The following is a 21,237-nucleotide window of genomic DNA, read 5'->3' on the forward strand; positions in this document are numbered from 1 at the left end:
TTATCCCAGCGTCAAGCGGCCTGGCCGCCGAGGTAGGCCTCGATGACCTTCTCGTTGGCCTGCACCGCGGCGGGTTCGCCTTCCGCGATCTTCTGGCCGAAATCCAGCACCGAGACGGTGTCGCACAGGCTCATCACGACGTCCATGTGGTGCTCGATCAGGATCACGGTGACGCCGGTCTCGCGGATCTTCTTGATGATGGCCAGCAGCTCGGCGATGTCCGGCGCGGTGAGGCCGGCAGCGGGTTCGTCCAGCAGCAGCAGCTCCGGGTCCAGCGCCAGCGCGCGGGCGATCTCCAGCAGGCGCTGGCGACCGTAGGGCAGGTTGCGCGCCTCCTCGCCGGCCACGTCGGCCAGGCCTACGAACTCCAGCAGCGCCAGCGCGCGGGCAGCGTTCGCACGGCGCTCGCGCTTGAAGCCGGGCAGCGACAGCGCGACCTGCAGCAGGTTGGACTTGTACGCATGGTGCAGGCCGACCTGGACGTTCTGCAGCGCGGTCATCTCGCCGAACAGCTGCACGTTCTGGAAGGTCCGCGCGATGCCCGACAGCGCGATCTGCGAGGAACTGCGGCCGTTGACCTCGCGGCCCTTGAACGCGACGGTGCCGGCCGTGGGCATGTAGATGCCGGTCAGCACATTCATCATCGTGCTCTTGCCCGAGCCGTTGGGGCCGATCAGGCCGTGGATGGTGCCGCGCTTCACGTTCAGGTCGACCTGGTTCAGCGCCTTCAGGCCGCCGAACTGCATCAGCACCTGCTTCGCGTCGAGCAGGGTCTCGCCGCTGCCGGCCGCCTGCACGGTGAGCGCCTGGGCCTGCAGGCCGTCGGCCGCGGCCGCGCGGGCCTCGGCGGCGGCAGCCGCGGCGCCGGTGCGCAGGTTCAGCGCCACGCGCAGGAAGCCGACGATGCCGTCCTGCAGGTAGTAGACGATGAACAGCGTGATCAGGCCGTAGATCGTCAGCCGCCAGTCGGCCAGGCCGCTCAGCGTGAAGGACACCAGCGCCAGCGCGATGCTTCCGACCACCGGCACGGCCGCGGCCTTCACCGTCATCTTGCCGCGCCGGATCGCCACGCCCACCGACACCAGCACCAGCAGCGCCAGCACCGAGGCGACGACGCGGAACTGGCCGATGTCGTCCAGCAGGTTGGGCAGCATCACGAGGATGGTGGCGCCGATCAGCGAGCCCGCGCGGGACTTGCGCCCGCCCATGATTACCGCCAGCAGGAACAGCACCGTCAGCTCGAAGTTGTAGGTGTTCGGCGAGATGTACTGCTCCGAGTAGGCATAGAGCCCGCCCGCCAGGCCCGCCAGGCCCGCGCTGATGACGAAGGCATAGACCTTGTAGCGGTAGACCGAGACGCCCATGCAGTCCGAAGCCACCGGGCTGCCGCGCAGCGCCTCGAAGGTGCGGCCCAGGTGCGAGTGCAGCACCCGGTCGACGAAGACCAGCGAGGCCAGCATCAGCACCGCGACGAGCCAGAAGAACTCGCGCTCGTCGAGCTGGTGCGTCAGCAGCATCGGCCGGCTCAGCGTGATGCCCATCGGACCGGAGGTCAGGAAGTCCATCTCGTTGATCAGGATCTGAATGATGGTGCCGAAGGCCAGGGTCACCATCGCCAGATAAGGCCCTGTGACCCGCAGCGCCGGCAGCGCCAGCAGCGCGCCGAAGATCGCCGTGATGGCGATGGCCGCGGCCAGGCACACCAGCACCGGCGCACCGAGGTGCATCGTCAAGGTGCCGATCACGTAGGCGCCGACGCCGAACAGGCCGGCATGGCCCAGCGACACCTGCCCGGTGTAGCCGACGACGATGTCCAGCCCGAACAGCACGATCGCGTAGATCATGATCGTGACGAGCAGGTGGATGTAGTACGGGTTCGTGACCGCCAGCGGGAAGGCAGCCAGCAGCGCGACGCCCGCGACCGCTGCGATGAGGTTCTTCGTCTTCATGGGGCGTCTTAAACCTTCTTGATCGCGGTCTTGCCGAACAGGCCGGCCGGCTTGACGGCCAGCACGATCAGCAGCAGCACGAGGCCGGGAACGTCCTGGTAGCCGGTGGAGATGTAGAAGCCCGACAGCTTCTCGACGACGCCGAGGATGATGCCGCCCACGATGATGCCCATGCCGCTGGTCAGGCCGCCGATGATGGCCACCGCGAAGGCCTTCAGGCCCAGCGTGCCACCCATCTGCGCGCCGGCCAGCGTGATCGGTGCGACCAGCACGCCGGCCACCGCCGCCGTCATCGACGACAGCGCGTACGAGAAGGTGATGACGAACCCGGTGTTGATGCCCATCAGCTTGGCGGCGTCGCGGTCATTGAAGGTGGCCACCACCGCCTTGCCGTAGATCGAGCGGCGGTTGAACACTTCCACCGCCAGCATCATCAGGAGCGCGCCGAAGACGATCAGCAGCTCGCGCGGCAGCACGTTGGCGCCGAGGAAGCGCAGCGGTGCGTCGGGCAGCGGCGAGGGGAAGGGCATCTGGTCGCGGCCCCAGACGTTCTCAGCCACGTTCTTGAAGATGATGCCCAGCGCGATCGTGGACATGATCCAGCCGAACTCGCTCTTGATCTTGATCGCCGGCCGCACGCCGATGAACTCGACCACCATGCCCTGCAGCGCGCCGAACACGCACACGAGCGGCAGCACCAGCCAGTAGCTGACGCCGGCCGTGGTGAGCGAGAGCCCCACCAGCGCGCCGAGCATCAGCGCCTCGCCCTGGCCGAAGTTCAAGGTGTCGGAGGTGGCGAAGGTCAGCTGATAGCCGAACGCGATCACCGCGTAGATCATCCCCAGCGCGATGCCGCTGAAGATCAGTTGGGTCAGGATCTGGAGGTCCATGAGGCTCCTGGAATCAAAGCAAGTCCCGCCGAGCCTCGATGCGGGCTGGGCGGGACTTCATGTCAAAGCTCGCGAGCCTTACTTTTTGCCTTCGGCAGCGGCCTTTTGCTGGTCCTTGTCGTACGCGTAGACCACGCGGGCGCCCTTGACCTCGCCGAACACCGGGATGCTCGTGTCGATGGCGTCATGGTTGGTCTTCGTGAACGGCTTCTTGTACGTCGTCACGACGCCTTCCACCGGTGCCTTCAGGTCTTCCAGCGCAGCCTTGATCTTCGGGCCGTCGGTCGAGTTGGCCTGCTTGATCGCGGCGGCCAGCAGGTAGATCGAGTCGTAGCCCTGCGCGGCCGAGACCGGCGAATCCATGCGGCCGCCCTTCGGGTTGAAGGTCTTCAGGAAGGAGATGATGAAGCTCTGGCGCTTGGCGTTGGTCGGCTCCTGGATGAAGGTCTGCGGCATGCGCGCGCCTTCGCCGCCGGGGCCGGCGTTGTCGATGTAGTTGGCCATCGAGAGGGTCCACGAACCGACGATGGGCACCTTCCAGCCGATCTTGGTCATGCCGTTAGCCAGCTGGGCCAGCTCGGGGCCGATGCCGTAGGTCAGCACCGAGTCGGCGCCGGCGGCCTTGGCCTTCAGCAGCTGCGCGGTCATGTCGACGTCGCCGATGTTGAACTTCTCGTTGGCCACGGGCGTGATGCCCTTCTTCTCGAGCGCGGCGACCAGGTCCTTCTGGCCGAGCTGGCCGTAGTTGGTCGAGTCGGCCATGATCGCGACCTTCTTGAAGCCGCGGCGCGCGACTTCCTCGACGATCATCGGCGCCTGGATGCTGTCGTTGGCCGCGTTGCGGAACACGTAGTTCTCGGGTTCCTTGTCGAACTGGTGCGTGATCACGGAGCCGGTGGCGACGTTGTTCATCACCGGGATCTTGGCCTGCTGGTAGAAGCGCTGCGAGGCCAGCGCGACGCCGGTGTTGATGTAGCCGACGGTGGCGACGACCTTCTCGCGGTTGATCAGCTCCTGGGCGATCTGCACGCCGCGCTCGTTCTTGGCTTCGTCGTCGCGCTCGACCAGCTGGATCTGGCGACCCAGCACACCGCCGGCCGCATTGATCTCCTGCGCGGCCAGGCGCACGCCATCACGCATCGAGACGCCCATCGACGAGGAACCGCCGGTGTAGGGGCCGCTGACACCGATCTTGATCGGATCGGCGGCCAGCGCACCGGCGCTGAACGCAACGCCCAGTGCCAGGGCGGCCAGGGCAGCCACGGGGGAAAGCTTGAGAGCGGGGTGCTTGGTCGTCATCATTTGCCTCTTGAATTAATGCTTGTGTCTGATGTCTGGCCGGCGTCCGGACCGGCGCGGCCGATCAACGATGCCAGAGCACATCCTGCACGCAGTTCGGGCCTCTACGTACAGGTAAATCCCAGGGGTTGCCGCAGCCGCCTGCCCTCACGGGAGGCCTGGGGCCGATGCACCAGCAGCGGGCGCCGCGCTGTCGCAAAAGCGCACGGCTGTTGGCCTCGTGTCAGGTTTGCATGCTGGACTGCCGCTCCTGGGCGATTCCCGCCCGTGGCGGCGCGGCGAACAGGGCCTGCGCCTGATCCACCGGCAGCGCCTTCGCGAACAGCCAGCCCTGGCCGATGTGCACGCCCAGCTCCTGCAGCAGCTGCGCCTGCGACTCCTCCTCGACGCCTTCGGCCAGCACCTGCTTGTCCAGCGCCAGCGCGAGGCCGACGATGGTCCGCACGATCTCCACCGCCTCGCGGCCCGAGGCCAGGCGCATCACGAAGGAGCGGTCGATCTTCAAGGTGTCGAAGGGGAAGCGGTGCAAGTAGGCGAGCGACGAATAGCCGGTGCCGAAATCGTCGATCGAGATCTTGAAGCCCAGGGTGGCCAGCGTCTGCAGAACCAGCGCCGTGCGCTGCGGGTTGGACATCGCCATGCTCTCGGTCACCTCGAGCTTGATGCGGTGCGGGTCGATGCCGCCCAGCACGGCCAGCATCGCGCGCGCGTCGGCCTCCAGGTCGCCCTCGGTGAACTGCATGCCCGACAGGTTGACGGCGATCTCGCCGGTGAAGCCCAGCGCGTCCCAGCGCACGAGCTGGCGCGCCACCTCCTGCAAGGTCCAGCGGCCGAGCTCGACGATCTGCCCGCTCTCCTCGGCGAAGGGGATGAAGTCGCCCGGCATCACCATGCCGCGCGTCGGGTGAGGCCAGCGGATCAGCGCCTCGAAGCCCAGCAACTGCCGGTCCTTCAACCGCACCAGCGGCTGGTAGTAAAGGCGGAACTCGTCGCGCTCCAGCGCCAGCGCGATGTTCTCCTTCAGCCAGCGGCGCGAGTTCTCGACCAGCATCTCGGCCGGGTCGAACACGTGGATGTGGCCGCGCCGGTGCGCCTTGGCATGCGCCAGAGCCATCTCGGCGGCGCTCATCAGTTCCTCGGGCGACGTCAGCCCCTGCGAGGCGTGCGCCCAGCCGATGCTGCAGGTCAGCACCTGGCTGGTGAGGCCGACCTGGAAGGGCTGACGCATCTGCGCGAGCACCCAGTTCGCCAGCCGCGTCTCGTCGACGCCGCCGGCACCCAGCGGCACGGTGAACAGCAGGCCGAAGCGGTCGGCGCCGAGCCGCGCCACGTTCAGCGGCTGGCCGTCGCGGGTGCGCAGCCGGCGGCCGAGCTCGTGCAGCACCGAATCACCGGCGGCCGTGCCCTGCCCTTCGTTGAGCGCGCGGAAGGCGTCGATGTCCACCAGCACGACACCGGCCTGAGGCACCGCCGCGCTGCTGCCGGTGAATACCTGCGCCAGCCGCTCCAGGAAGGCGGCGCGGTTGGGCAGGCCGGTCAGGCGGTCGTGCAGCGCATCGAAGGTGATCTGGTGCTGGAGCTGGCGCTCCTGGCTGATGTCGGTGAGCGAGCCGGCCATGCGCAGCGGCTTGGCGGCGGAGTCGCGCGTGGCCACGCCACGCACCAGCAGCCAGACCTCGCCGCCGCCCTGGCGGAAGTTCAGCACATGGTTCAGCTGCTGGCTGCGCCCGGCCAGGTGCTCGGCCAGCGCGTCCTCGAACTGCTGGCGGCCGGCGATGTCCAGCTGCAGTGTCCAGGCGTTCATGTCGCGCGCCTGATCGTCGGACAGCCGCATCAGCCGCATCCAGCGGTCGGAGAAGTAGACCTCGCCGGAGGCGATGTCCCAGTCCCACATGCCGTCCTTGGCGCCCTGCAGCGCCAGCGCATAGCGCTGCTCGCTGGCGCGCAGCGCGTTCATCGCGCGGCGCCGGCGGGCCTGTTCGGCGCTGTTGCGCAGCATCAGCGCGCCCAGCGTCGCCATCGCCAGCGCCAGCAGCGGGAAGGTGGGCGAGAGGAACTGCTGTTGCGCGACGAGCAGCCACTGCAGGCCGCTGGCGATCAGCGCGACGATGCCGGCCAGCAGCAGCAGCGAGACCAGCGGGCGCAGCATCGCCACCAGGCACACCGCCAGCAGCGACAGCACCAGCAGCGCGATCAGCTCGGCCACCTGGCCCCAGGCCGGATGCTCCAGTACGCGGAAGCCCAGGATGTTGTCCACCACGGTGGCCAGCCGCTCGACGCCGGGCAAGCGCGCGTCGAAGGGCGAGGGCACCGTGTCGCCGCTGCCCAGGGCCACGGTGCCGATCAGCACGATGCGGTTCTTGAAACGCGCGCCCGGGATCTTGCCCTGCAGCACGTCGAGGAAGGAGATCGTGTCGATCGTCCCGCCCGGTCCGTAGTAGTCCAGCCACTGGCGCGACTGCAGATCCAGCGGAATGTGCAGCGGGCCCGCCACCACCTGGCGGCCGGCCTCGAACTGCACGTCTTTCCAGTCCACCCCCTGCGCCAGCGCGGCGATGCGCAGCGCCATCGACGGATACAGCTCACCGTCCAGCACCAGACCGGGCAGGTCGAAGCGGACAGCGCCGTCCGGCTCCGGCTTCACGGTGACGTGACCCAGCGCCACCGCCGCACGCGCCAGCTTCTCGATCGGCGGGACGGCGCGTTGCGGCTTCAACGGCGCGTTGGGCCCGCCCGCATCGCCCTTGATGCGGGTGAAGGTCTCGTCGAGCATCCAGCCCGGCACCTCGGTGCTCGCACCACGGACGTCGCTCTCCGGCAGGGCGAACGGGATCAGCACATTGCCGGCACGGTGCATCGCCGCGGCCAGCACGTCGTCGGAGGCCGGCGAGGGCCGCGCCGGCTGCAGGAACAAGGTGTCCATCGCGATCACTCGCGCGCCACCGGCCGACAGCCGCTCGATCACCTTCGCCACCTGCGCGCGATCCGGCGCGATCGTGCCGAGCGACTGCAGCGTGGCGTCGTCGATCGAGACGATCAGCATCGGGGCGGCCTGGCGGATCGGCCCGCGCCAGCCGAACTGGCTGTCCAGCGTCAGCCGCTCCAGGCGCTGCAGTCCCGGCACACGCTCGCGGTTGGCCCACATCACGAAGGCCAGCGCGCTGGCCAGCAGCGCCACGCAGAGGTACGCGGCCTGCAGCCGACGCTCGCGCTGGAGGCTGAGCGGGCTGTTCATCGAGCCGCGGTCAGTCGAAGCTCAGGCGGTCCTGTGTGCTCTTGATCCGCTCGGCGCTCCAGGCCGCGGACTCGGTGCAGCCGGTGAACTGGTTGCACTTCGTGCCGGCCTTCGGGCTGTCCAGCGACACGCGGCTGGGCTTGCGCGGATGCAGCGCACGCGTGGGCACCAGCAGCGCCTCGACGTCGACCTGGCCGGACTGCACGTTGACCTCGGTCTGCTGCTCGTTGTTGATCTCGACGACGAACTCGGTGCCGCGCACGGCCGTCACGGCGGTCGGCGTGCGGACCTCCCAGGAACCGGCGGTGGACGGCGCCACCTTCTGGCCCAGCAGGCCGGTTTCCAGCAGCAGCTTGGCGGCGATGCGCTTGTCGTCGGGCCCGACCTCGAACTTCTCGATCGTCAGGCTGGAGTTGTCGCCCAGCACCAGGGTGGAACCGTCACCGCAACGCAGGCGCACCCGGCCCTGCGCGCCGGTCTTCAGCACCGTGCCTTCGTCGAGCTTGTCGCCCTGCGCCAGTTCACGCCCCGCCGCGCTGGCCTGGCCGCGCACGGCCATGACCTCGCAGACCGGCGCCGCTGACGCCGAGAGGCAGGCCATCAGCGCCGCCAGACAAACCGAATGACCGACTACCGTTCCCATTGCCCGCTCCACTCTTACGTCTGATTACATGCTAGGGCGACCCTCGAACTAGGGCCCTAGGGCGAACCCTTCCTATCGGGTCGGCACATCATCTGCGCTACTGATTTGCGGGGGGTGGGCTGCGGTGCGCGCGACTCTCAGTTCTTGAAATCACCCACCGTGGAGATGACAAAACCGTCAGCCTTGACATGCCGCTTCCAGGCCGCGTTCGCCTGCTCCAAGGTCACCGCCTGCATGGCGGCGTCGCGGCGCGCCACGTCGGCCCAGGTCTCCTTCTCGTCGGACAGGTTCAGCAGCGCGCCGGCCAGCGCGCTGTCGCGTGCGCGGCTCTGGCGGTTGCCTTCGGCGATGTCGTGCTTGGCGCGGGCCAGTTCCTCGGCGGTGATGCCCTGGTCGGCCATGCGCTGCAGTTGTTCCTGCACGACGGCAATGACCTTGTCACGGTTCTGTGGAGCGAAGCTGCCGCCGATCACCAGCAGCGACTGCGTGCCGAAGCGCGGCACCGACAGCGAGCTGCCCACGCCGTAGCTCAGGCCCTCTTCGCGGCGCACGCGGGTGGAGATGCGGCTTTCCATCCCGCCGCCGCCGAACACGTGGTTGGCCAGCAGCAGCGCGAGGTAGTCCGGATCCTTGCGGTTCAGCGGGAATTCCAGCTGCATGCGCATCTGGGCGTTGGCCTTGTCGCGGGCGACGGCATCGAAGCGCTTGGCCGGGATGTCGGTCGCCTTGGATTCGTAGCGGACGAAGGGCGCGGCGGCCGGCTTCTTCCAGGCGCCGAAGAGCTGCTCGATCTGCGTGTCCAGCCCGTCCGGCAGCGCGCCCACCGCCGACACGCGCACGTCGTTGGCGGACACGTAGTCGGCGTAGAAGCGCTTGACGTCGTCCAAGGTCGTCGCCTTCAGGTCGTCCACCTGCTCGTCGACGCTGCGGATGTAGTCCGGGCTGTCGCGGCCGACGCCGCGGGTCGTGTTGTAGTAGCCGCGCACGGCCTCGCGGCGCAAGGTCTCCAGGTCCTGGCGCGAACCCTCCAGCCCGGCCAGGCCCGCGTTCTTCATTCGGTCGAAGGCGGCCTGCGGCAGCAGCGGCTGCTGCAGCACGTCGGCGGCGATCTTCAGCACCTCGGGCAGGGTGTCCTTCTCGGCATCGATGTTGACGGTGAGGCCCTGGTCGCTGCTGCTGATGTTCATCGAGGCCTTCAGGCGCTGCAGCGCGTCGGCCAGCTGCTGCTTGTCGTAGTGCGCGCTGCCCTCGGGCATCAGGTCGCCGACGAAATTGGTGCCGTGGCGCTTGAAGGTTTCGTTGCGCTCGCCCCAGCGCAGGGTGATGTCCAGGTCCACCGTGTTGCCGCGCGTCTGCTTGCGCAGCGTCGACAGCTCGATGCCGCTGGGCAGCTTCTGCACCTTGGTGCGCTCGGCCAGGTGTTCGGGCGTCGGGTCGAAGCGCTCGCCCTGCTCCACCTTGGGCGGGCCCTTCAGGTCGGCCAGGCGCTGCGCCAGCGGCGGCGCCGGCGGGATCTCGACGCGCTCGACAGACGTGGCCGGCAGGTAGCGGCCGAGCGTCCGGTTGGCCGGGCGCAGGTAGGCCTGGCGCACTCGGTCGACGTCGGCCAGCGTGACCTTGGGCAGGTCTTCCATCAGCTGGAACAGCAGGCGCCAGTCGCCGGCGCCCAGGCCCGAGATCTGCTGGATCAGCGCCTGCGGATTCTTCATCTGGTCGCGGTAGGACAGCAACGCCAGCTCGCGCACGCGGGCCAGTTCCTCCTCGGTGAAGGGCTTCGTGCCGCGGCCCTCGATCAGGTCGAGGAACTTCTTCTCGACGGCGGGCTCGTCCGCATCCGGCGGCAGCACCGCGAAGGCACGCATCAGGCCCGGCTCGATGCCGCCCAGGCCGCCCAGGCTGGCGCTGAGCGCGAGCTTGGGCTCCACCAGCTCCTTGTAGAGCTGGCCGCTGGGCTCCAGCGACATCAGCAGGCCCAGCACCAGCAGCGGCGCCGTGTCCTGCTGCGCCATCGCCGGGATGTGATACGCCGCCAGCAGCGCCGGCTGGCCGCCGACGCGACGCACGACGACCGTGCGCTCGCCGTCCTGCGCCGGCTCTACCGTGTAGGGCTGCGGCACCGGCTGCTTGGGATTGGGCAGCTTGGCGAACAGCGCCTGGATGCGCTTCAAGGTGGCGGCCTTGTCGAAGCGGCCGGCCACCATCAGCGTCGCGTTGTCGGGGCGGTAGTACAGGTGATAGAAGGCCTGGAGCTTCTCGATCGGCACGTTCTCGATATCGCTCTTCGGGCCGATCGTTGCGTGGCCGTAGGCGTTCCAGTCATAGGCCACCGCCTGCACGCGCTTGCTGAGCACCTGGAAGGGTTCGTTCTCGCCGCGCTCGAACTCGTTGCGCACGACGGTCATCTCCTTGTCCAGGTCGGCCTTGGCGATGAAGCTGTTCAGCATCCGGTCAGCCTCCAGCGACAGCGCGAAGTCCAGGGTGGCCGGATCGGCATTGAAGCTGGCGAAGTAGTTCGTGCGGTCGGCCGTCGTCGTGCCGTTGAAGCGCATGCCCTTCTGCGCGAACTCGGTGGCCACGTCCTTGTGCTTGGGCGTGCCCTTGAACATCAGATGCTCCAGCAGGTGGGCCATGCCGTACTCGCCCTGCGCCTCCTGGCGGCTGCCGACGCGGTAGGTGATGTTGACGGTGGTCGTGCTCTGCGCCTCGTCGGGGAACAGCAGCACCTGCAGGCCGTTGGCGAGGCGATATTCCTCGATGCCGCCCATCTCGCGGACGAAGGCGGGCGCGGTGGCCGCCGCCTTGGCGACCGCGGCCGGCGGCTGGGCAGGTTCCTTGGCGAAGCTCGGGCCGAAGGCCAGCGACAGGGCCAGCGCGATCAGGGTCAGGCGGTTCGGATGCATGGGTTCTCCGGAAAGGGATCGCGCATTCTGAGGCCGGCAGGCTGAGCCCTGCCTGAAGTCACCGGGCCAGGGCGTCCCGCACTCGATGGGCCGGCCATTGCGCCGCCAGCGCCAGCCCAGCCATCAGCCACAGCGGCGCGAAGGCCACCGTGCTGCTGGCCAGCAGGCCGAAGCCCAGCGGCATCGTCATGCTCATGCCGCTGGAGACCAGCATGCGCAGGCCCAGCGCCTGGCCGTGCCGGTCGGGCGGCGTGACCTGGTGCAGCGCCGACAGGATCATCGGCTGGTAGGAGCCCAGCGCCAGGCCCAGCACGGTGGAACCCACGAGCAGGCCCGGCGTGCCCGGCAGCCAGGCATAGACCAGCAGCACCGTCGCGACAATGGCCATCGCGCTGCGCAGCACCACCATCTCGTCCAGCCGCGCCGCCCAGCGGGCGATCACCAGCCGCACGACCACGGCCGCCGTCGCGAACGCGCCCAGCACCAGGCCGATGCTGGACGCCGACAGGCCCTTGGCATGGCCCACCACCGGCACGACGAAGCTGTGCGCGTCCCAGCAGGCGGTCAGCACGACGTTCAGCATCAGCAGGTTACGCAGGCCGTCGAGCCGCAGCAGGGCCCAGGCGGCGCGGGGCTTGCCGCCGGCCCCGGCCGGGTGGCCGCGCCTGGGCCGCCGCGGCACGAGCCGGCCCAGGCGCCAGGCGACGAAAGGGAGCAGCGCAGCGAAGGCGAAGGCAGCGCGCTCGCCGGCCGCGTCGATCAGCAGCCCGGCGATGACCGGCGCCGTCGCGTTCGAGAAGGCCGGGCCCAGCGCCACCCAGCTGAACACGCGCTTCAGCTCACCGGCGTCCTCGCCCATCAGACCCGCTTCGCGCTGGATCGCCACGGCCATGATGCCCACCGCACTGCCGCACAGCAGCGCCGCAGGGGCCAAGGTCCAGGGCGACGGCCAGGCCAGCGCGAGCAGCGCGCCGGCCAGGCCCATGCCCGCGCCGATCGACAGCGGCCGGTGCAGGCCGTGCGCATCGGCCTGCCGCCCGGCCCACAGCGAGAGCAGCACCGGCCCGGCCGCACCGAGGCTCATCAGCACGCCGACGGTCCATTCGCCATAGCCGTGATGCAGCAGCCACAGCGCGGCGCTGACGCGGGTGACCGCCATGCAGGCGTGTACGCCGACGAGGCTCAGAATCAGCCAGTGAAACCCGCGCTCGATCAGCGGGTGGGGCTGCCGGGTCATTCCTCGGTATCCGCCGCGCCGACGCCCAACTTCAGCAGCGCCAGTTCCTCCGGCAGCGACTCGACGTTCTTCAGCCGCCGGGACATCGCCCGCGTGCGCACCTCGGCCGCATCGATCGTGTTGCTGGCTTCCTCCAGCTTCTTCTTCGTCTTCGCCAGCACCTCGCCGAACTTGCCGAACTCGGTCTTCACCGCGCCCAGCACCTCCCAGACCTCGGACGAGCGTTTCTCCAGCGCCAGTGTGCGGAAGCCCATCTGCAGGCTGGTCAGCGTCGCCAGCAGGGTGGTCGGGCCGACCAGCATCACCTTGTGCTCGCGCTGCAGCGCCTCGACGAGGCCGGGCCGGCGCAGCGCCTCGGCGTAAAGCCCCTCGGTGGGCAGAAACAGAATGCCGAAGTCGGTCGTGTGCGGCGGGGCGACGTATTTCTCGCGGATCGTGCGCGCTTCCAGCCGCAGCCGCGCCTCGATCGCCCGGGCCGAGGCTTCGACCCCGGTCGCATCGGCGCGCTCCTGCGCATCCAGCAGGCGCTCGTAGTCCTCGCGCGGGAACTTGGCGTCGATCGGCAGCCACAGCGGCAGGCCGTCGTCGCGCTGGCCCGGCAGCGAGATGGCGAACTCGACCCGCTCGCTGCTGCCCGGAATCGTCGCCACATTGGCCGCGTACTGCTCGCGCGTGAATACCTGCTCCAGCAGCGCCGCCAGTTGCACCTCGCCGAACACGCCGCGCGTCTTCACGTTCGTCAGCACCCGGTTCAGCGAGCCCACGTCGCGCGCCAGGTTCTGCATCTCGCCCAGGCCCTTGTGCACCTGCTCCAGCCGGTCGGCCACCTGCTTGAAGCTCTCGCCCAGGCGCTGCTCCAAGGTGGCGTGCAGCTTTTCGTCGACGGTGGCGCGCATCTGCTCCAGCTTGGCCTCGTTGGCCTGCTGGATCGCCCCGAGCCGCTGCTCGACCGATTCGCTGAGCCGCCGCGCCGCCGCATCCTGCGCCTCGCGCGCCGCCAAGGATTGCGCAGCCAGAGACTGGTTGCTCGCCTGCAGGCCCCGGCTCAAAGTCTGCTGGAACTGGGCCAGGCTCTGCTGGACTTCCTGCCGGGTCGTGCTGGCACTGCGGGTCAGCTCGTCGCGCAGTTCGCGTTCGAGTCGTTCGAGGCCGTCGGCCGGGTCGCGCTGGCGGAGCAGCAGCACGACGATCAGGACAAGAACCAGGGCAAGACCGGCAAGGATCAGGATGTCAGCAAGGGTCATCCGCCGATTGTCTCAGTGGTGCCCGCCGGCTTTCTCGTAGCGGCGATCGCCCGTCCGCGGGTCATACCAGACCTCCATCGACTCGCCGGACGTCGGGTCGACGAAGCGCTCGTCGGTGCGCACCCAGCCCGGATCAATCGCGCCGCGACGGCTGCGGTAGCGCCAGTTCTCCAAGAGCACCGCCAGCAGCAAACCGCCGCCCCACAGCGCCAACGGATGACCCGCCGCATCGCCTGCCACGGTCAGCCACAGGCCCGCGGCGAACAGCAGCGCCGCGACGCCGAGCAAGGCCTTGCGCAGCATGGCGCTCAGGCCTTCTCGATGACGACCGCCGTGCCGTAGGCGACGATCTCGCTCATCGACTGGCCCATCTCCGACGAGTCGAAACGCATCATCACGACGGCGTTGGCGCCCATCAACTGCGCGTTGCGCACCATGCGGTCGACCGCATGGCGCCGCGCTTCTTCCAGCAGCTGCGTGTACTCGGTGATCTCGCCGCCGATGATCGAGCGCAGGCCCGCCATCACGTTGCCGGCAAGGCCCCGACTGCGCACGACGACGCCGAAAACCTGACCCTTGACCTCGGCCACGCGGTGGCCGGCGACGTTCTCTGTAGTGACGATCAGCATGAGGGGCTGTCCTTCCTGTGAGCTCAGCTTGCTTGGGCAATGGCTTCCGGATTGACCGGCGTCAGCGGCTTGCCGCCGCTCAGCACCGCGATCAGGTTGTCCACCGCCAGCGAGGCCATCGCGCGGCGCGTCGGGATCGAGGCGCTGGCGATGTGCGGGGTCAGCACGACGTTAGGCACGGTCAGCAGCTCGGGGTGGACCGAGGGCTCGCCCTCGAACACGTCCAGGCCGGCGGCGGCGATCGTGCCGGCCTTCAGCGCACGGGCCAGCGCGGCGTCGTCGACGATGCCGCCGCGGGCCACGTTGGTGAGCGTCGCGGTGGGCTTCATCAGCTTCAGCTCGCGCTCGCCGATCGCATGGTGCGAGCTGGGCGAGTAGGGCAACACCAGCACCAGGTGGTCGGCCTGCTGCAGCAGTTCGTCCTTCTCGACCCAGCGGGCGCCCAGCGGCGCTTCCTGCTCGGCGGCGAGGCGGCTGCGGTTGTGATAGATCACCTTCATGCCGAAGCCCAGCGCGCCGCGCCTGGCGATGGCCTGGCCGATGCGGCCCATGCCGAGGATGCCCAGGGTGGCGCCGTGCACGTCGGCACCGGCGAACATCGTGACGGACCAGCTCTTCCACTCGCCGCGGCGCAGGAAGTGTTCGCTCTCGGTGATGCGCCGCGCGGTGGCCATCATCAGCGCGAAGCCGAAGTCGGCCGTGGTCTCGGTCAGCACGTCGGGCGCGTTGGTCAGCAGCACGCCGCGCTGGGTGCAGGCGGGCACGTCCACGTTGTTGTAGCCCACCGCCATCGAGCAGACGACGCGCAGTTCCGGGCAGGCGTCGAGCAGCTTCGCGTCGATCTTTTCGGTGCCGGTGATGTAGACGCCGGCCTTGCCCTGCAGGCGCGCGATCAGTTCGTCCTGCGTCCAGGCGCCCTCGCCTTCGTTGCACTCGACGTCGAAATGCGGCCGCAGCCGGTCGACGATGTCGTCGAAGGTCTTGCGGGCCACCAATACCTTGGGCTTGTTGCTCATCACGTTCTCTTTCAGCGGAACCAGAGGAAGGTCATCAAGGCGAACAGCGGCAGCAGCACCGCGCCCGACCACAGCAGGTAGCCGAAGAAGCTCGGCATCTTCACGCCCCGCTCCTCGGCGATCGCCTTGACCATGAAGTTCGGCGCGTTGCCGATGTAGCTCATCGCGCCCATGAACACCGCGCCGCCGGAGATCGCAGCCAGCGTATGGTCCAGCGTCGTCATCAGCACCTGCGGATCGCCGCCGGCGAGGTTGAAGAAGACCAGGTAGGTCGGCGCGTTGTCGAGGAAGGAGGACAGCAGGCCGGTCAGCCAGAAATAGGCCCAGGGCAGCGGCTGGCCGTCCGCGCCGGTGACGGCGTGGGTGACGGCGGCGAAGGGGCCGTTCACGCCGGCCTTCAGCATCTCCAGCACCGGCACCATGGTCAGGAAGATGCCGATGAAGAGCTTGGCCACCTCCTGCATCGGCGCCCACGAGAACTCGTTCTTCGCACGCACCGCGGCCGGCGTCAGCCATAGCGAGGCGGCGATCACGCCGAGCAGGCCCAGGTCGCGCAGCAGCGAGGGCAGCTCCAGCGGCGTGCCGTAGACCTCGATCGCGACGCCCGGCTTCCACAGCCCGCTCATCAGCACCAGGCCGACGACGGCGGCCAGCGGCAGGAAGTTGATCGCGCCTTCGATGCCGAGCCGCGGCGAATCGGGGGTCGGGTCTTGCCTGGTGATGCCTTCCTTGCGATACAGGTGGCGGTCGATCAGCCAGAAGACGGCCAGCAGCGCCGCGACCAGGAAGGCCGTCTCCGGCAGCAGGTGGCCGACGGTCCAGAAGAAGCTGACGCCCTTCAGGAAGCCGAGGAACAGCGGCGGGTCGCCCAGCGGGGTCAGCGAACCGCCGGCATTGCTGACGATGAAGATGAAGAACACGACGACGTGGGCGTTGTGCCGTCGGTTGTCGTTGGCCCGCAGCAGCGGGCGAATCAACAGCATCGAGGCGCCAGTCGTGCCCATCACGCTGGCGAGCAGCGCGCCGATCAGCATCAGCCCGGCATTGAGCCCGGGGCTGCCGTGCAGGTTGCCGCGCAGGTAGATGCCGCCGGCCGCGGTGAACAGCGCGCACAGCAGCACGATGAAGGGCACGTACTCGGTGAGCAGCGTGTGGGCGAGCACGTGCGTCGTCTCGCCCAGGCCCTGGTTCAGCGTGAACGGGACGAGGAAGGCCAGCGCCCAGGCCGCGGCGATCTTGCCGAAGTGGTGATGCCAGAAGGCGGGTGCTGCCAGCGGCAGGATCGCGATCGATAGCAGCATCCCCGCGAAGGGGATCGCCGACGCCAGCCCGAGGCCCGCCGCCATCAGTCGGCCAGGAAGCGGGTGAACTCGGCGACCGGCGCGCGCTCGGTCACCAGCGAGTTCTCGATGGCGGCCGGATCCGCATAGCCCAGCGCCATGCCGCAGACGACCATCTGGTTCGGCGCCAGTTGCAGTTCCTCGGCGATCAGCCGGTGGAACTGCGTGAAGGCGGCCTGCGGGCAGGTGTGCAGGCCGCGCGCGCGTGCGGCCACCATCACGTTCTGAAGGAACATGCCGTAGTCCAGCCAGGAGCCCTGCTGCATCACGCGGTCGATCGTGAACATCAGGCCCACCGGGGCGTCGAAGAATGTGTAGTTGCGGCCATGCTGGTCATGCATGCGCGACTTGTCGCCCTTGGTGATGCCCAGCAGGCCGTACAGGTCCCAGCCCACCTTGCGGCGGCGGTCGATGAAGGGCGAGGTCCACTCGCGCGGGTAGTAGGCGTACTCCTCGCTGTGGGTGGACAGCTCCTCCGGGTCGTCGTAGGCGGCGACGAGGCGGTCCGACAGGCGTTTCTTGGCCGCGCCGGTCAGCACGTGCACCTGCCAGGGCTGGGTGTTCGTGCCCGAGGGCGCGCGGGCTGCCACCTGCAGCAGCTCCTCGATCAGCGCACGCGGCACCTCGGTGGGCAGGAAGGCGCGCATCGAGTGCCGGGTGGTGATGGCCGTGTCCACGGCGGCGGTCTGCTCGGGCGTCGGCTGGTCGAAGGTCTTGTTGCTCATGCGCTCAGTTTCCTCAAGGCTTGCAGATAGGTTTCGGGCAGCGCCTGCACCGGCCGGCGCGTCTCGCGGTCCACGTACACATGAACGAAATGGCCGCGCGCCGCGCACAGCTCCTGCCCTTCCGCGAACAGGCCGATCTCGTAGCGCACGCTGGAGCGGCCCTGGTTCGCCACGCGGATGCCGGCGTCGATCCGTTGCGGGAAGGCCAGCGAGCCGAAGAAGTTGCAGTGCGTCTCCACCACCAGGCCGATCACCGCGCCGCCGTGGATGTCCAGCGCGCCGGCCTCGATCAGGTAGCGGTTCACCGCCGTGTCGAACAGGCTGTAGTAGACGACGTTGTTCAGGTGGCCGTAGATGTCGTTGTCCATCCAGCGGGTGGACAGCACTTCGAAGTGGCGGAAGGCGCTGCGCGCTTCGGCTTGGGGGCGATCGCTGCTCATCGGTCCATTCTTCCATGGCAAGCCCTAGAATTTTCTGATGGACGCGACGACAAGCACGACCCTCGCGCTGAACCTGCTGCTGCGGGGCGGGGCGGTCGGCGCGCTCGTGCTGCTGGCCCTGTCGTTGTGGCGCGACCATCCGGGCCGCATGGCCGCGCGGCTGGGCGCCGCGGCCGCGCTGTCGATCGCCACGGCCACGCTGGCGGCGATGCCGGGCCTGGCCTCGCCGGTGCTGGCCGCACCGGCCGCGGGCGCCATGTTCGTGTTCTGGCTGTTCACCTGCGCGCTGTTCGACGATGCGTTCCGGCTGCAGCCGCGGCATGCGCTCGCCTGGATAGCGCTGGCCTCGCTCGGCGCGCTGCATTGCGCCGGCCTCGGCGCGCCGCTGGCCGGTCCGCTGATGGCGCTGCAGCCGGTCGTGTTCGCGCTGCTGGCGGTCACGCAGTCGATGGCGGGCTGGCGCGAGGACTTGATCGAAGGCCGGCGCCGCCTGCGTTCGCTGGTCGTGCTGCTCACCGCCGGCTACACGGTCGCGCAGCTGGGTGTGGCGTTGCTCGCGGGGCTGGACATGCAGGCCGTCGTCGGCAGCGCCGCCAATGCGGCCGGCACCGCCGCGCTGAGCCTCTTCGTGGCCTGGCGCATGCTCCGCTCGGGAGGGTCCGACCTGCTGTTCGAAGCGCCGACGGCGCCCGCCCCGATCCCACCGATGCCGGAACCCGAGGCCGCGCCACCCGATCCGCAGCAGATCGCCGCGCTGGAGGCGCTGATGAGCATCGAGCGCGTCTACCGCGAGCCGAACCTGACCATCGGTGCGCTGGCCGAACGGATGGCGCTGCCGGAGCACAAGCTGCGCCGGCTGATCAACCAGGGCCTGGGCCATCGCAACTTCAATGCCTTCCTGAACGGCTACCGCCTTGCCGACGCCCGCCGCTGGCTGGCCGACTCGGCGCAGCCCGACACGCCGATCCTGACGATCGCGATGGATGCCGGCTTCCAGTCGCTCGGCCCCTTCAATCGTGCCTTCAAGGCCGAGACGGGCATGACGCCCAGCGAATTCCGGCGCCGCGCCGCCGGGGCATCGCTCGCCGAATCCGAAATCGGCTAGCCGGGCCCGGGATCCGGCGAGACGGCCGGTGCCTGCCGGCGGGACAGTGGGCCTGCCGATCCTGGCTGCCATCCCCCGCCCCTCATGAAACGCCGAACCCCGATCCTCTTGCTGGGTACGCTGTCGCTCGCCGCCTGCGGTCACCTGTCCCCGCAGCGCGCCGCCGCGGTGTCCACCGGCTACGTGAGCCATCAGCTGTGTACCGCCGTCTTCGTCGGCGGCCGTGACCCGCAGACTTACTACCGCGACGCCGTCGGGCCCCTGGCCGGGCCGCTGGCCGCGCTGGTGGACTACACGGTGGACACCGAGCGGCACGAAGTACGGGCGCGCATCGCCGGAATGGTGGAAAGCCGCGCCGTGTTCCGGCCACCTTACGGCTGCAGCTTCGGCCGCGCGCCGGGTCCGGACCTGCCGGCGCCGGAGCCATCGCCCCTGCCCGCGGCGCCCTCCGAAGCGCTGGTGCAGACCAGCGATCCGGCACTCGCCACCGCGCTGGACCATGCGTTCGAGGAGAACGCGGAACCGCCCTACCGGCACACCGAGGCCGTCGTCGTCATGCACCGCGGCAGGATCGTCGCCGAGCGCTACGCGTCAGACGTCGGGGTGGACACGCCGCTGGCCGGCTGGTCGGCGACCAAGTCGGTGACGAACGCGCTGATCGGCATCCTGGTGCACCAAGGCCGGCTGGCCCTGCACGGGCCGGCACCGATCGCGGCCTGGGCCGATCCGGCCGACCCGCGCCATGCGATCAGCGTGGACGAGCTGCTGCGGATGAACAGCGGGCTGGACATGGGCCAGTCGATCCGCGCCGGCCTGTCCACCGCCTTCGACCCGACAGCGCAGATGATCTTCGTGGATGCCGACACCGCCGCCGACGCCGAGCGCGCCGGCCTCGCCAACGCGCCGGGGACGGCCTGGAACTACACGAACGCGAACACGCAGTTGTTGTCGCGCATCGTGCGCGACCAAGCTGGCGGCACGGCCGCCGCCACCTTGGCCTTCGCCCGCCGCGAACTGTTCGACAAGCTGGGCATGCGCCACGTCACGCTGGAGTTCGACGGCGCCGGCACGCCGATCGGCGCCAGCCACATGTGGGCGCCGGCGCGCGACTGGGCGCGCTTCGGCCAGCTCTACCTGCACGACGGCGTCATCGACGGCGAGCGCCTGCTGCCGGCCGGCTGGGTCGACGACTCGGCCACGCCGACACCCGGCGCCGAGGACTACGGTTACGGCGCCGGCTTCTGGACCAACCGCGGCGCCGGCAGCGGCGCCCGCTACCGCATCGAGCACGGCATGCCGGCCGAGTCCTTCATGGCACGCGGTAGCCACGGCCAGTACGTGGTGATCGTGCCTTCAAAGGAGCTGGTCATCGCCCGCCTCGGCCCGGCCTGGACGCCGCGAGACGATATGGACCGCGTGGCCCAGCTGACGCGCGAGGTGATCGCCGCACTCAATCCTGAGCGCGCCACAGCGCCCACTGGCGCGCCGCCTCATTGAGCGTGTTGACCTGGCAGGCCACGGTACTGGCGAGATCGCGGCCATAGCCGCCGGCCATGCTCAGCGCCACCGGGATGCGGCGCTCGCGCAGCGCCGTCAGCACGCGGCGGTCGCGCTCCAGCAGGCCGGCGGTCGTCAGCTTCAGGCGGCCGAGGCGGTCGCCCTCGTGCGGGTCGGCGCCGGCCAGGTAGAAAGCGAGGCCGGGCGGGGGCAACTGCCACAGCCGCTCCAGCGCCGTGTCCAGCGCGGCCAGGTATTCGTCGTCGGCGCAGCCGTCGGGCAGTTCGACGTCGAGGTCGCTGGGCTCCTTGCGGAAGGGGAAGTTCTTCGCGCCATGCATCGAGAAGGTGAAGACGCTGTCGTCGTCGCGGAAGATCGCCGCCGTGCCGTTGCCCTGGTGGACGTCCAGGTCGATCACCAGCACGCGCAGCAGTTGCCGGCGCGCGCGGTGCCACTCGGCCTGCATCAGCCGCGCGGCGACCGCGACGTCGTTGAACACGCAGTAGCCGCTGCCCTTGTCCGCATACGCGTGGTGCGTGCCGCCGGCCATATTGGCCGCCACGCCCTCGGCCAGCGCCGCACGGGCCGCCATGATCGACGCGCCGACCGAATGGACCGAGCGCGCCGCCATCGACGGCGACCAGGGGAAGCCGATCTCGCGCTGCTGCGCGGCCGTCAGCCGGCCCAGCAGCACCGCTTCCACGTAGTCGGGCGTGTGCGCCAGCGCCAGCTCGCCCTCGGTGGCGGGCGCGGCCGCCTCCATCCGCAGCAGGCCCGGATGCGCCTCGAAATGCTCGCGCAGCAAGCGGTACTTGGACTGCGGAAAGCGGTGGCCCGGCGGCAGCAGCAGGCTGTGGGCGTCGGAGTGGAAGGCAAGCATCGGAAAGGACGATACCCGACCCGCTGCGCGGTCATCGGAACGTCACGCACCGGTTCCACACTGCGGGACGGAACAGAAATTTGCTGCGCCGCAACAAAAAGTGCTTGCAATGTGCGGGAGCGGGCCTATACTAAGTTCCATGTTGCAGTGCAGCAAATGCTGCGACACCACTGACATAGTGATCAACCCGGGGCAGTCGCCCCACCAA

At 69.3% G+C, this 21,237-nt stretch carries 17 protein-coding genes; 2 read left to right on the plus strand and 15 right to left on the minus strand.

Going from position 1 to position 21,237, the window contains the following annotated elements; all coding sequences use genetic code 11:
• Nucleotides 1-11: 11 nt before the first annotated feature.
• The 14 genes from SNE35_RS00070 to SNE35_RS00135 form a co-directional block, all read right to left on the minus strand.
• Nucleotides 12-1,949: a branched-chain amino acid ABC transporter ATP-binding protein/permease gene (locus SNE35_RS00070; protein WP_320420683.1), complete on the minus strand. Its 1,938-nt coding sequence runs from the start codon at nucleotides 1,947-1,949 to the stop codon at nucleotides 12-14.
• An 8-nt stretch (nucleotides 1,950-1,957) separates the two neighbouring features.
• Nucleotides 1,958-2,839 carry a branched-chain amino acid ABC transporter permease gene (locus SNE35_RS00075; RefSeq protein ID WP_320420684.1) on the minus strand — a complete coding sequence of 294 codons (882 nt, stop codon included), beginning with the start codon at nucleotides 2,837-2,839 and terminating at the stop codon, nucleotides 1,958-1,960.
• Between the two features lie 78 nt (nucleotides 2,840-2,917).
• Nucleotides 2,918-4,138, minus strand: a complete 1,221-nt coding sequence (locus SNE35_RS00080) for an ABC transporter substrate-binding protein (protein WP_320420685.1) — start codon at nucleotides 4,136-4,138, stop codon at nucleotides 2,918-2,920.
• A gap of 223 nt (nucleotides 4,139-4,361) precedes the next feature.
• Nucleotides 4,362-7,373 carry an EAL domain-containing protein gene (locus tag SNE35_RS00085; RefSeq protein ID WP_320420686.1) on the minus strand — a complete coding sequence of 1,004 codons (3,012 nt, stop codon included), beginning with the start codon at nucleotides 7,371-7,373 and terminating at the stop codon, nucleotides 4,362-4,364.
• 10 nt (nucleotides 7,374-7,383) lie between these two features.
• Nucleotides 7,384-8,016, minus strand: coding sequence for a FecR family protein (locus SNE35_RS00090; protein WP_320420687.1), 633 nt, complete (start codon nucleotides 8,014-8,016; stop codon nucleotides 7,384-7,386).
• 137 nt (nucleotides 8,017-8,153) lie between these two features.
• Complete coding sequence (locus tag SNE35_RS00095; RefSeq protein WP_320420688.1) at nucleotides 8,154-10,916, minus strand: M16 family metallopeptidase; 2,763 nt, start codon at nucleotides 10,914-10,916, stop codon at nucleotides 8,154-8,156.
• Between the two features lie 58 nt (nucleotides 10,917-10,974).
• Nucleotides 10,975-12,153 (minus strand): MFS transporter, encoded by a 1,179-nt coding sequence (locus SNE35_RS00100; protein WP_320420689.1) that lies wholly within the window; start codon nucleotides 12,151-12,153, stop codon nucleotides 10,975-10,977.
• The gene (locus SNE35_RS00105) at nucleotides 12,150-13,397 is read right to left on the minus strand and encodes a DNA recombination protein RmuC (RefSeq protein WP_320420690.1); all 1,248 of its coding nucleotides are present in this window, start codon (nucleotides 13,395-13,397) and stop codon (nucleotides 12,150-12,152) included. Before SNE35_RS00105 ends, SNE35_RS00100 begins: the two co-directional genes overlap by 4 nt.
• A 12-nt stretch (nucleotides 13,398-13,409) precedes the next feature.
• Entirely contained in the window at nucleotides 13,410-13,700 is a 291-nt protein-coding gene (locus tag SNE35_RS00110; protein WP_320420691.1) for a hypothetical protein, read from the minus strand.
• A 5-nt stretch (nucleotides 13,701-13,705) separates the two neighbouring features.
• Nucleotides 13,706-14,026 (minus strand): YbjQ family protein, encoded by a 321-nt coding sequence (locus SNE35_RS00115; RefSeq protein ID WP_320420692.1) that lies wholly within the window; start codon nucleotides 14,024-14,026, stop codon nucleotides 13,706-13,708.
• A gap of 23 nt (nucleotides 14,027-14,049) precedes the next feature.
• Nucleotides 14,050-15,042, minus strand: a complete 993-nt coding sequence (locus SNE35_RS00120) for a 2-hydroxyacid dehydrogenase (protein ID WP_320420693.1) — start codon at nucleotides 15,040-15,042, stop codon at nucleotides 14,050-14,052.
• A gap of 11 nt (nucleotides 15,043-15,053) precedes the next feature.
• Nucleotides 15,054-16,388 carry a sodium:proton antiporter gene (locus SNE35_RS00125; RefSeq protein WP_320420694.1) on the minus strand — a complete coding sequence of 445 codons (1,335 nt, stop codon included), beginning with the start codon at nucleotides 16,386-16,388 and terminating at the stop codon, nucleotides 15,054-15,056.
• A complete protein-coding gene (locus SNE35_RS00130; RefSeq protein ID WP_320420695.1) occupies nucleotides 16,388-17,107 on the minus strand; it encodes a nitroreductase in 720 nt (239 codons plus the stop codon). The genes SNE35_RS00125 and SNE35_RS00130 overlap by 1 nt, the downstream gene beginning before the upstream one ends.
• Entirely contained in the window at nucleotides 17,104-17,547 is a 444-nt protein-coding gene (locus SNE35_RS00135; protein WP_320420696.1) for an acyl-CoA thioesterase, read from the minus strand. Before SNE35_RS00135 ends, SNE35_RS00130 begins: the two co-directional genes overlap by 4 nt.
• A gap of 37 nt (nucleotides 17,548-17,584) precedes the next feature.
• On the opposite strand from SNE35_RS00135, the gene SNE35_RS00140 reads away from it, so the two are divergent.
• Together SNE35_RS00140 and SNE35_RS00145 are read left to right on the plus strand one after the other, a co-directional pair.
• Complete coding sequence (locus SNE35_RS00140; RefSeq protein ID WP_320420697.1) at nucleotides 17,585-18,652, plus strand: AraC family transcriptional regulator; 1,068 nt, start codon at nucleotides 17,585-17,587, stop codon at nucleotides 18,650-18,652.
• 84 nt (nucleotides 18,653-18,736) lie between these two features.
• Nucleotides 18,737-20,149, plus strand: a complete 1,413-nt coding sequence (locus SNE35_RS00145) for a serine hydrolase domain-containing protein (protein WP_320420698.1) — start codon at nucleotides 18,737-18,739, stop codon at nucleotides 20,147-20,149.
• Here the strand turns inward: SNE35_RS00145 and SNE35_RS00150 are convergent.
• The gene (locus SNE35_RS00150; RefSeq protein WP_320420699.1) at nucleotides 20,103-21,029 is read right to left on the minus strand and encodes a histone deacetylase family protein; all 927 of its coding nucleotides are present in this window, start codon (nucleotides 21,027-21,029) and stop codon (nucleotides 20,103-20,105) included. The genes SNE35_RS00145 and SNE35_RS00150 overlap by 47 nt on opposite strands.
• Nucleotides 21,030-21,237: the final 208 nt, after the last annotated feature.

Origin of the sequence: Roseateles agri (genome assembly GCF_034043675.1) — a bacterium.
Taxonomy (GTDB): Bacteria; Pseudomonadota; Gammaproteobacteria; order Burkholderiales; family Burkholderiaceae_C; genus KK5.

Excerpts from the sequence above, each read along its gene's own strand:
- SNE35_RS00110 (WP_320420691.1), bottom strand. The coding sequence starts at position 13,700 with ATGCTGCGCAAGGCCTTGCTCGGCGTCGCGGCGCTGCTGTTCGCCGCG.
- SNE35_RS00070 (WP_320420683.1), bottom strand. The coding sequence starts at position 1,949 with ATGAAGACGAAGAACCTCATCGCAGCGGTCGCGGGCGTCGCGCTGCTG.
- SNE35_RS00095 (WP_320420688.1), bottom strand. The coding sequence starts at position 10,916 with ATGCATCCGAACCGCCTGACCCTGATCGCGCTGGCCCTGTCGCTGGCC.
- SNE35_RS00130 (WP_320420695.1), bottom strand. The coding sequence starts at position 17,107 with ATGAGCAACAAGACCTTCGACCAGCCGACGCCCGAGCAGACCGCCGCC.
- SNE35_RS00100 (WP_320420689.1), bottom strand. The coding sequence starts at position 12,153 with ATGACCCGGCAGCCCCACCCGCTGATCGAGCGCGGGTTTCACTGGCTG.
- SNE35_RS00120 (WP_320420693.1), bottom strand. The coding sequence starts at position 15,042 with ATGAGCAACAAGCCCAAGGTATTGGTGGCCCGCAAGACCTTCGACGAC.
- SNE35_RS00145 (WP_320420698.1), top strand. The coding sequence starts at position 18,737 with ATGAAACGCCGAACCCCGATCCTCTTGCTGGGTACGCTGTCGCTCGCC.
- SNE35_RS00080 (WP_320420685.1), bottom strand. The coding sequence starts at position 4,138 with ATGACGACCAAGCACCCCGCTCTCAAGCTTTCCCCCGTGGCTGCCCTG.
- SNE35_RS00105 (WP_320420690.1), bottom strand. The coding sequence starts at position 13,397 with ATGACCCTTGCTGACATCCTGATCCTTGCCGGTCTTGCCCTGGTTCTT.
- SNE35_RS00090 (WP_320420687.1), bottom strand. The coding sequence starts at position 8,016 with ATGGGAACGGTAGTCGGTCATTCGGTTTGTCTGGCGGCGCTGATGGCC.
- SNE35_RS00115 (WP_320420692.1), bottom strand. The coding sequence starts at position 14,026 with ATGCTGATCGTCACTACAGAGAACGTCGCCGGCCACCGCGTGGCCGAG.
- SNE35_RS00125 (WP_320420694.1), bottom strand. The coding sequence starts at position 16,388 with ATGGCGGCGGGCCTCGGGCTGGCGTCGGCGATCCCCTTCGCGGGGATG.
- SNE35_RS00140 (WP_320420697.1), top strand. The coding sequence starts at position 17,585 with ATGGACGCGACGACAAGCACGACCCTCGCGCTGAACCTGCTGCTGCGG.
- SNE35_RS00150 (WP_320420699.1), bottom strand. The coding sequence starts at position 21,029 with ATGCTTGCCTTCCACTCCGACGCCCACAGCCTGCTGCTGCCGCCGGGC.
- SNE35_RS00075 (WP_320420684.1), bottom strand. The coding sequence starts at position 2,839 with ATGGACCTCCAGATCCTGACCCAACTGATCTTCAGCGGCATCGCGCTG.
- SNE35_RS00085 (WP_320420686.1), bottom strand. The coding sequence starts at position 7,373 with ATGAACAGCCCGCTCAGCCTCCAGCGCGAGCGTCGGCTGCAGGCCGCG.
- SNE35_RS00135 (WP_320420696.1), bottom strand. The coding sequence starts at position 17,547 with ATGAGCAGCGATCGCCCCCAAGCCGAAGCGCGCAGCGCCTTCCGCCAC.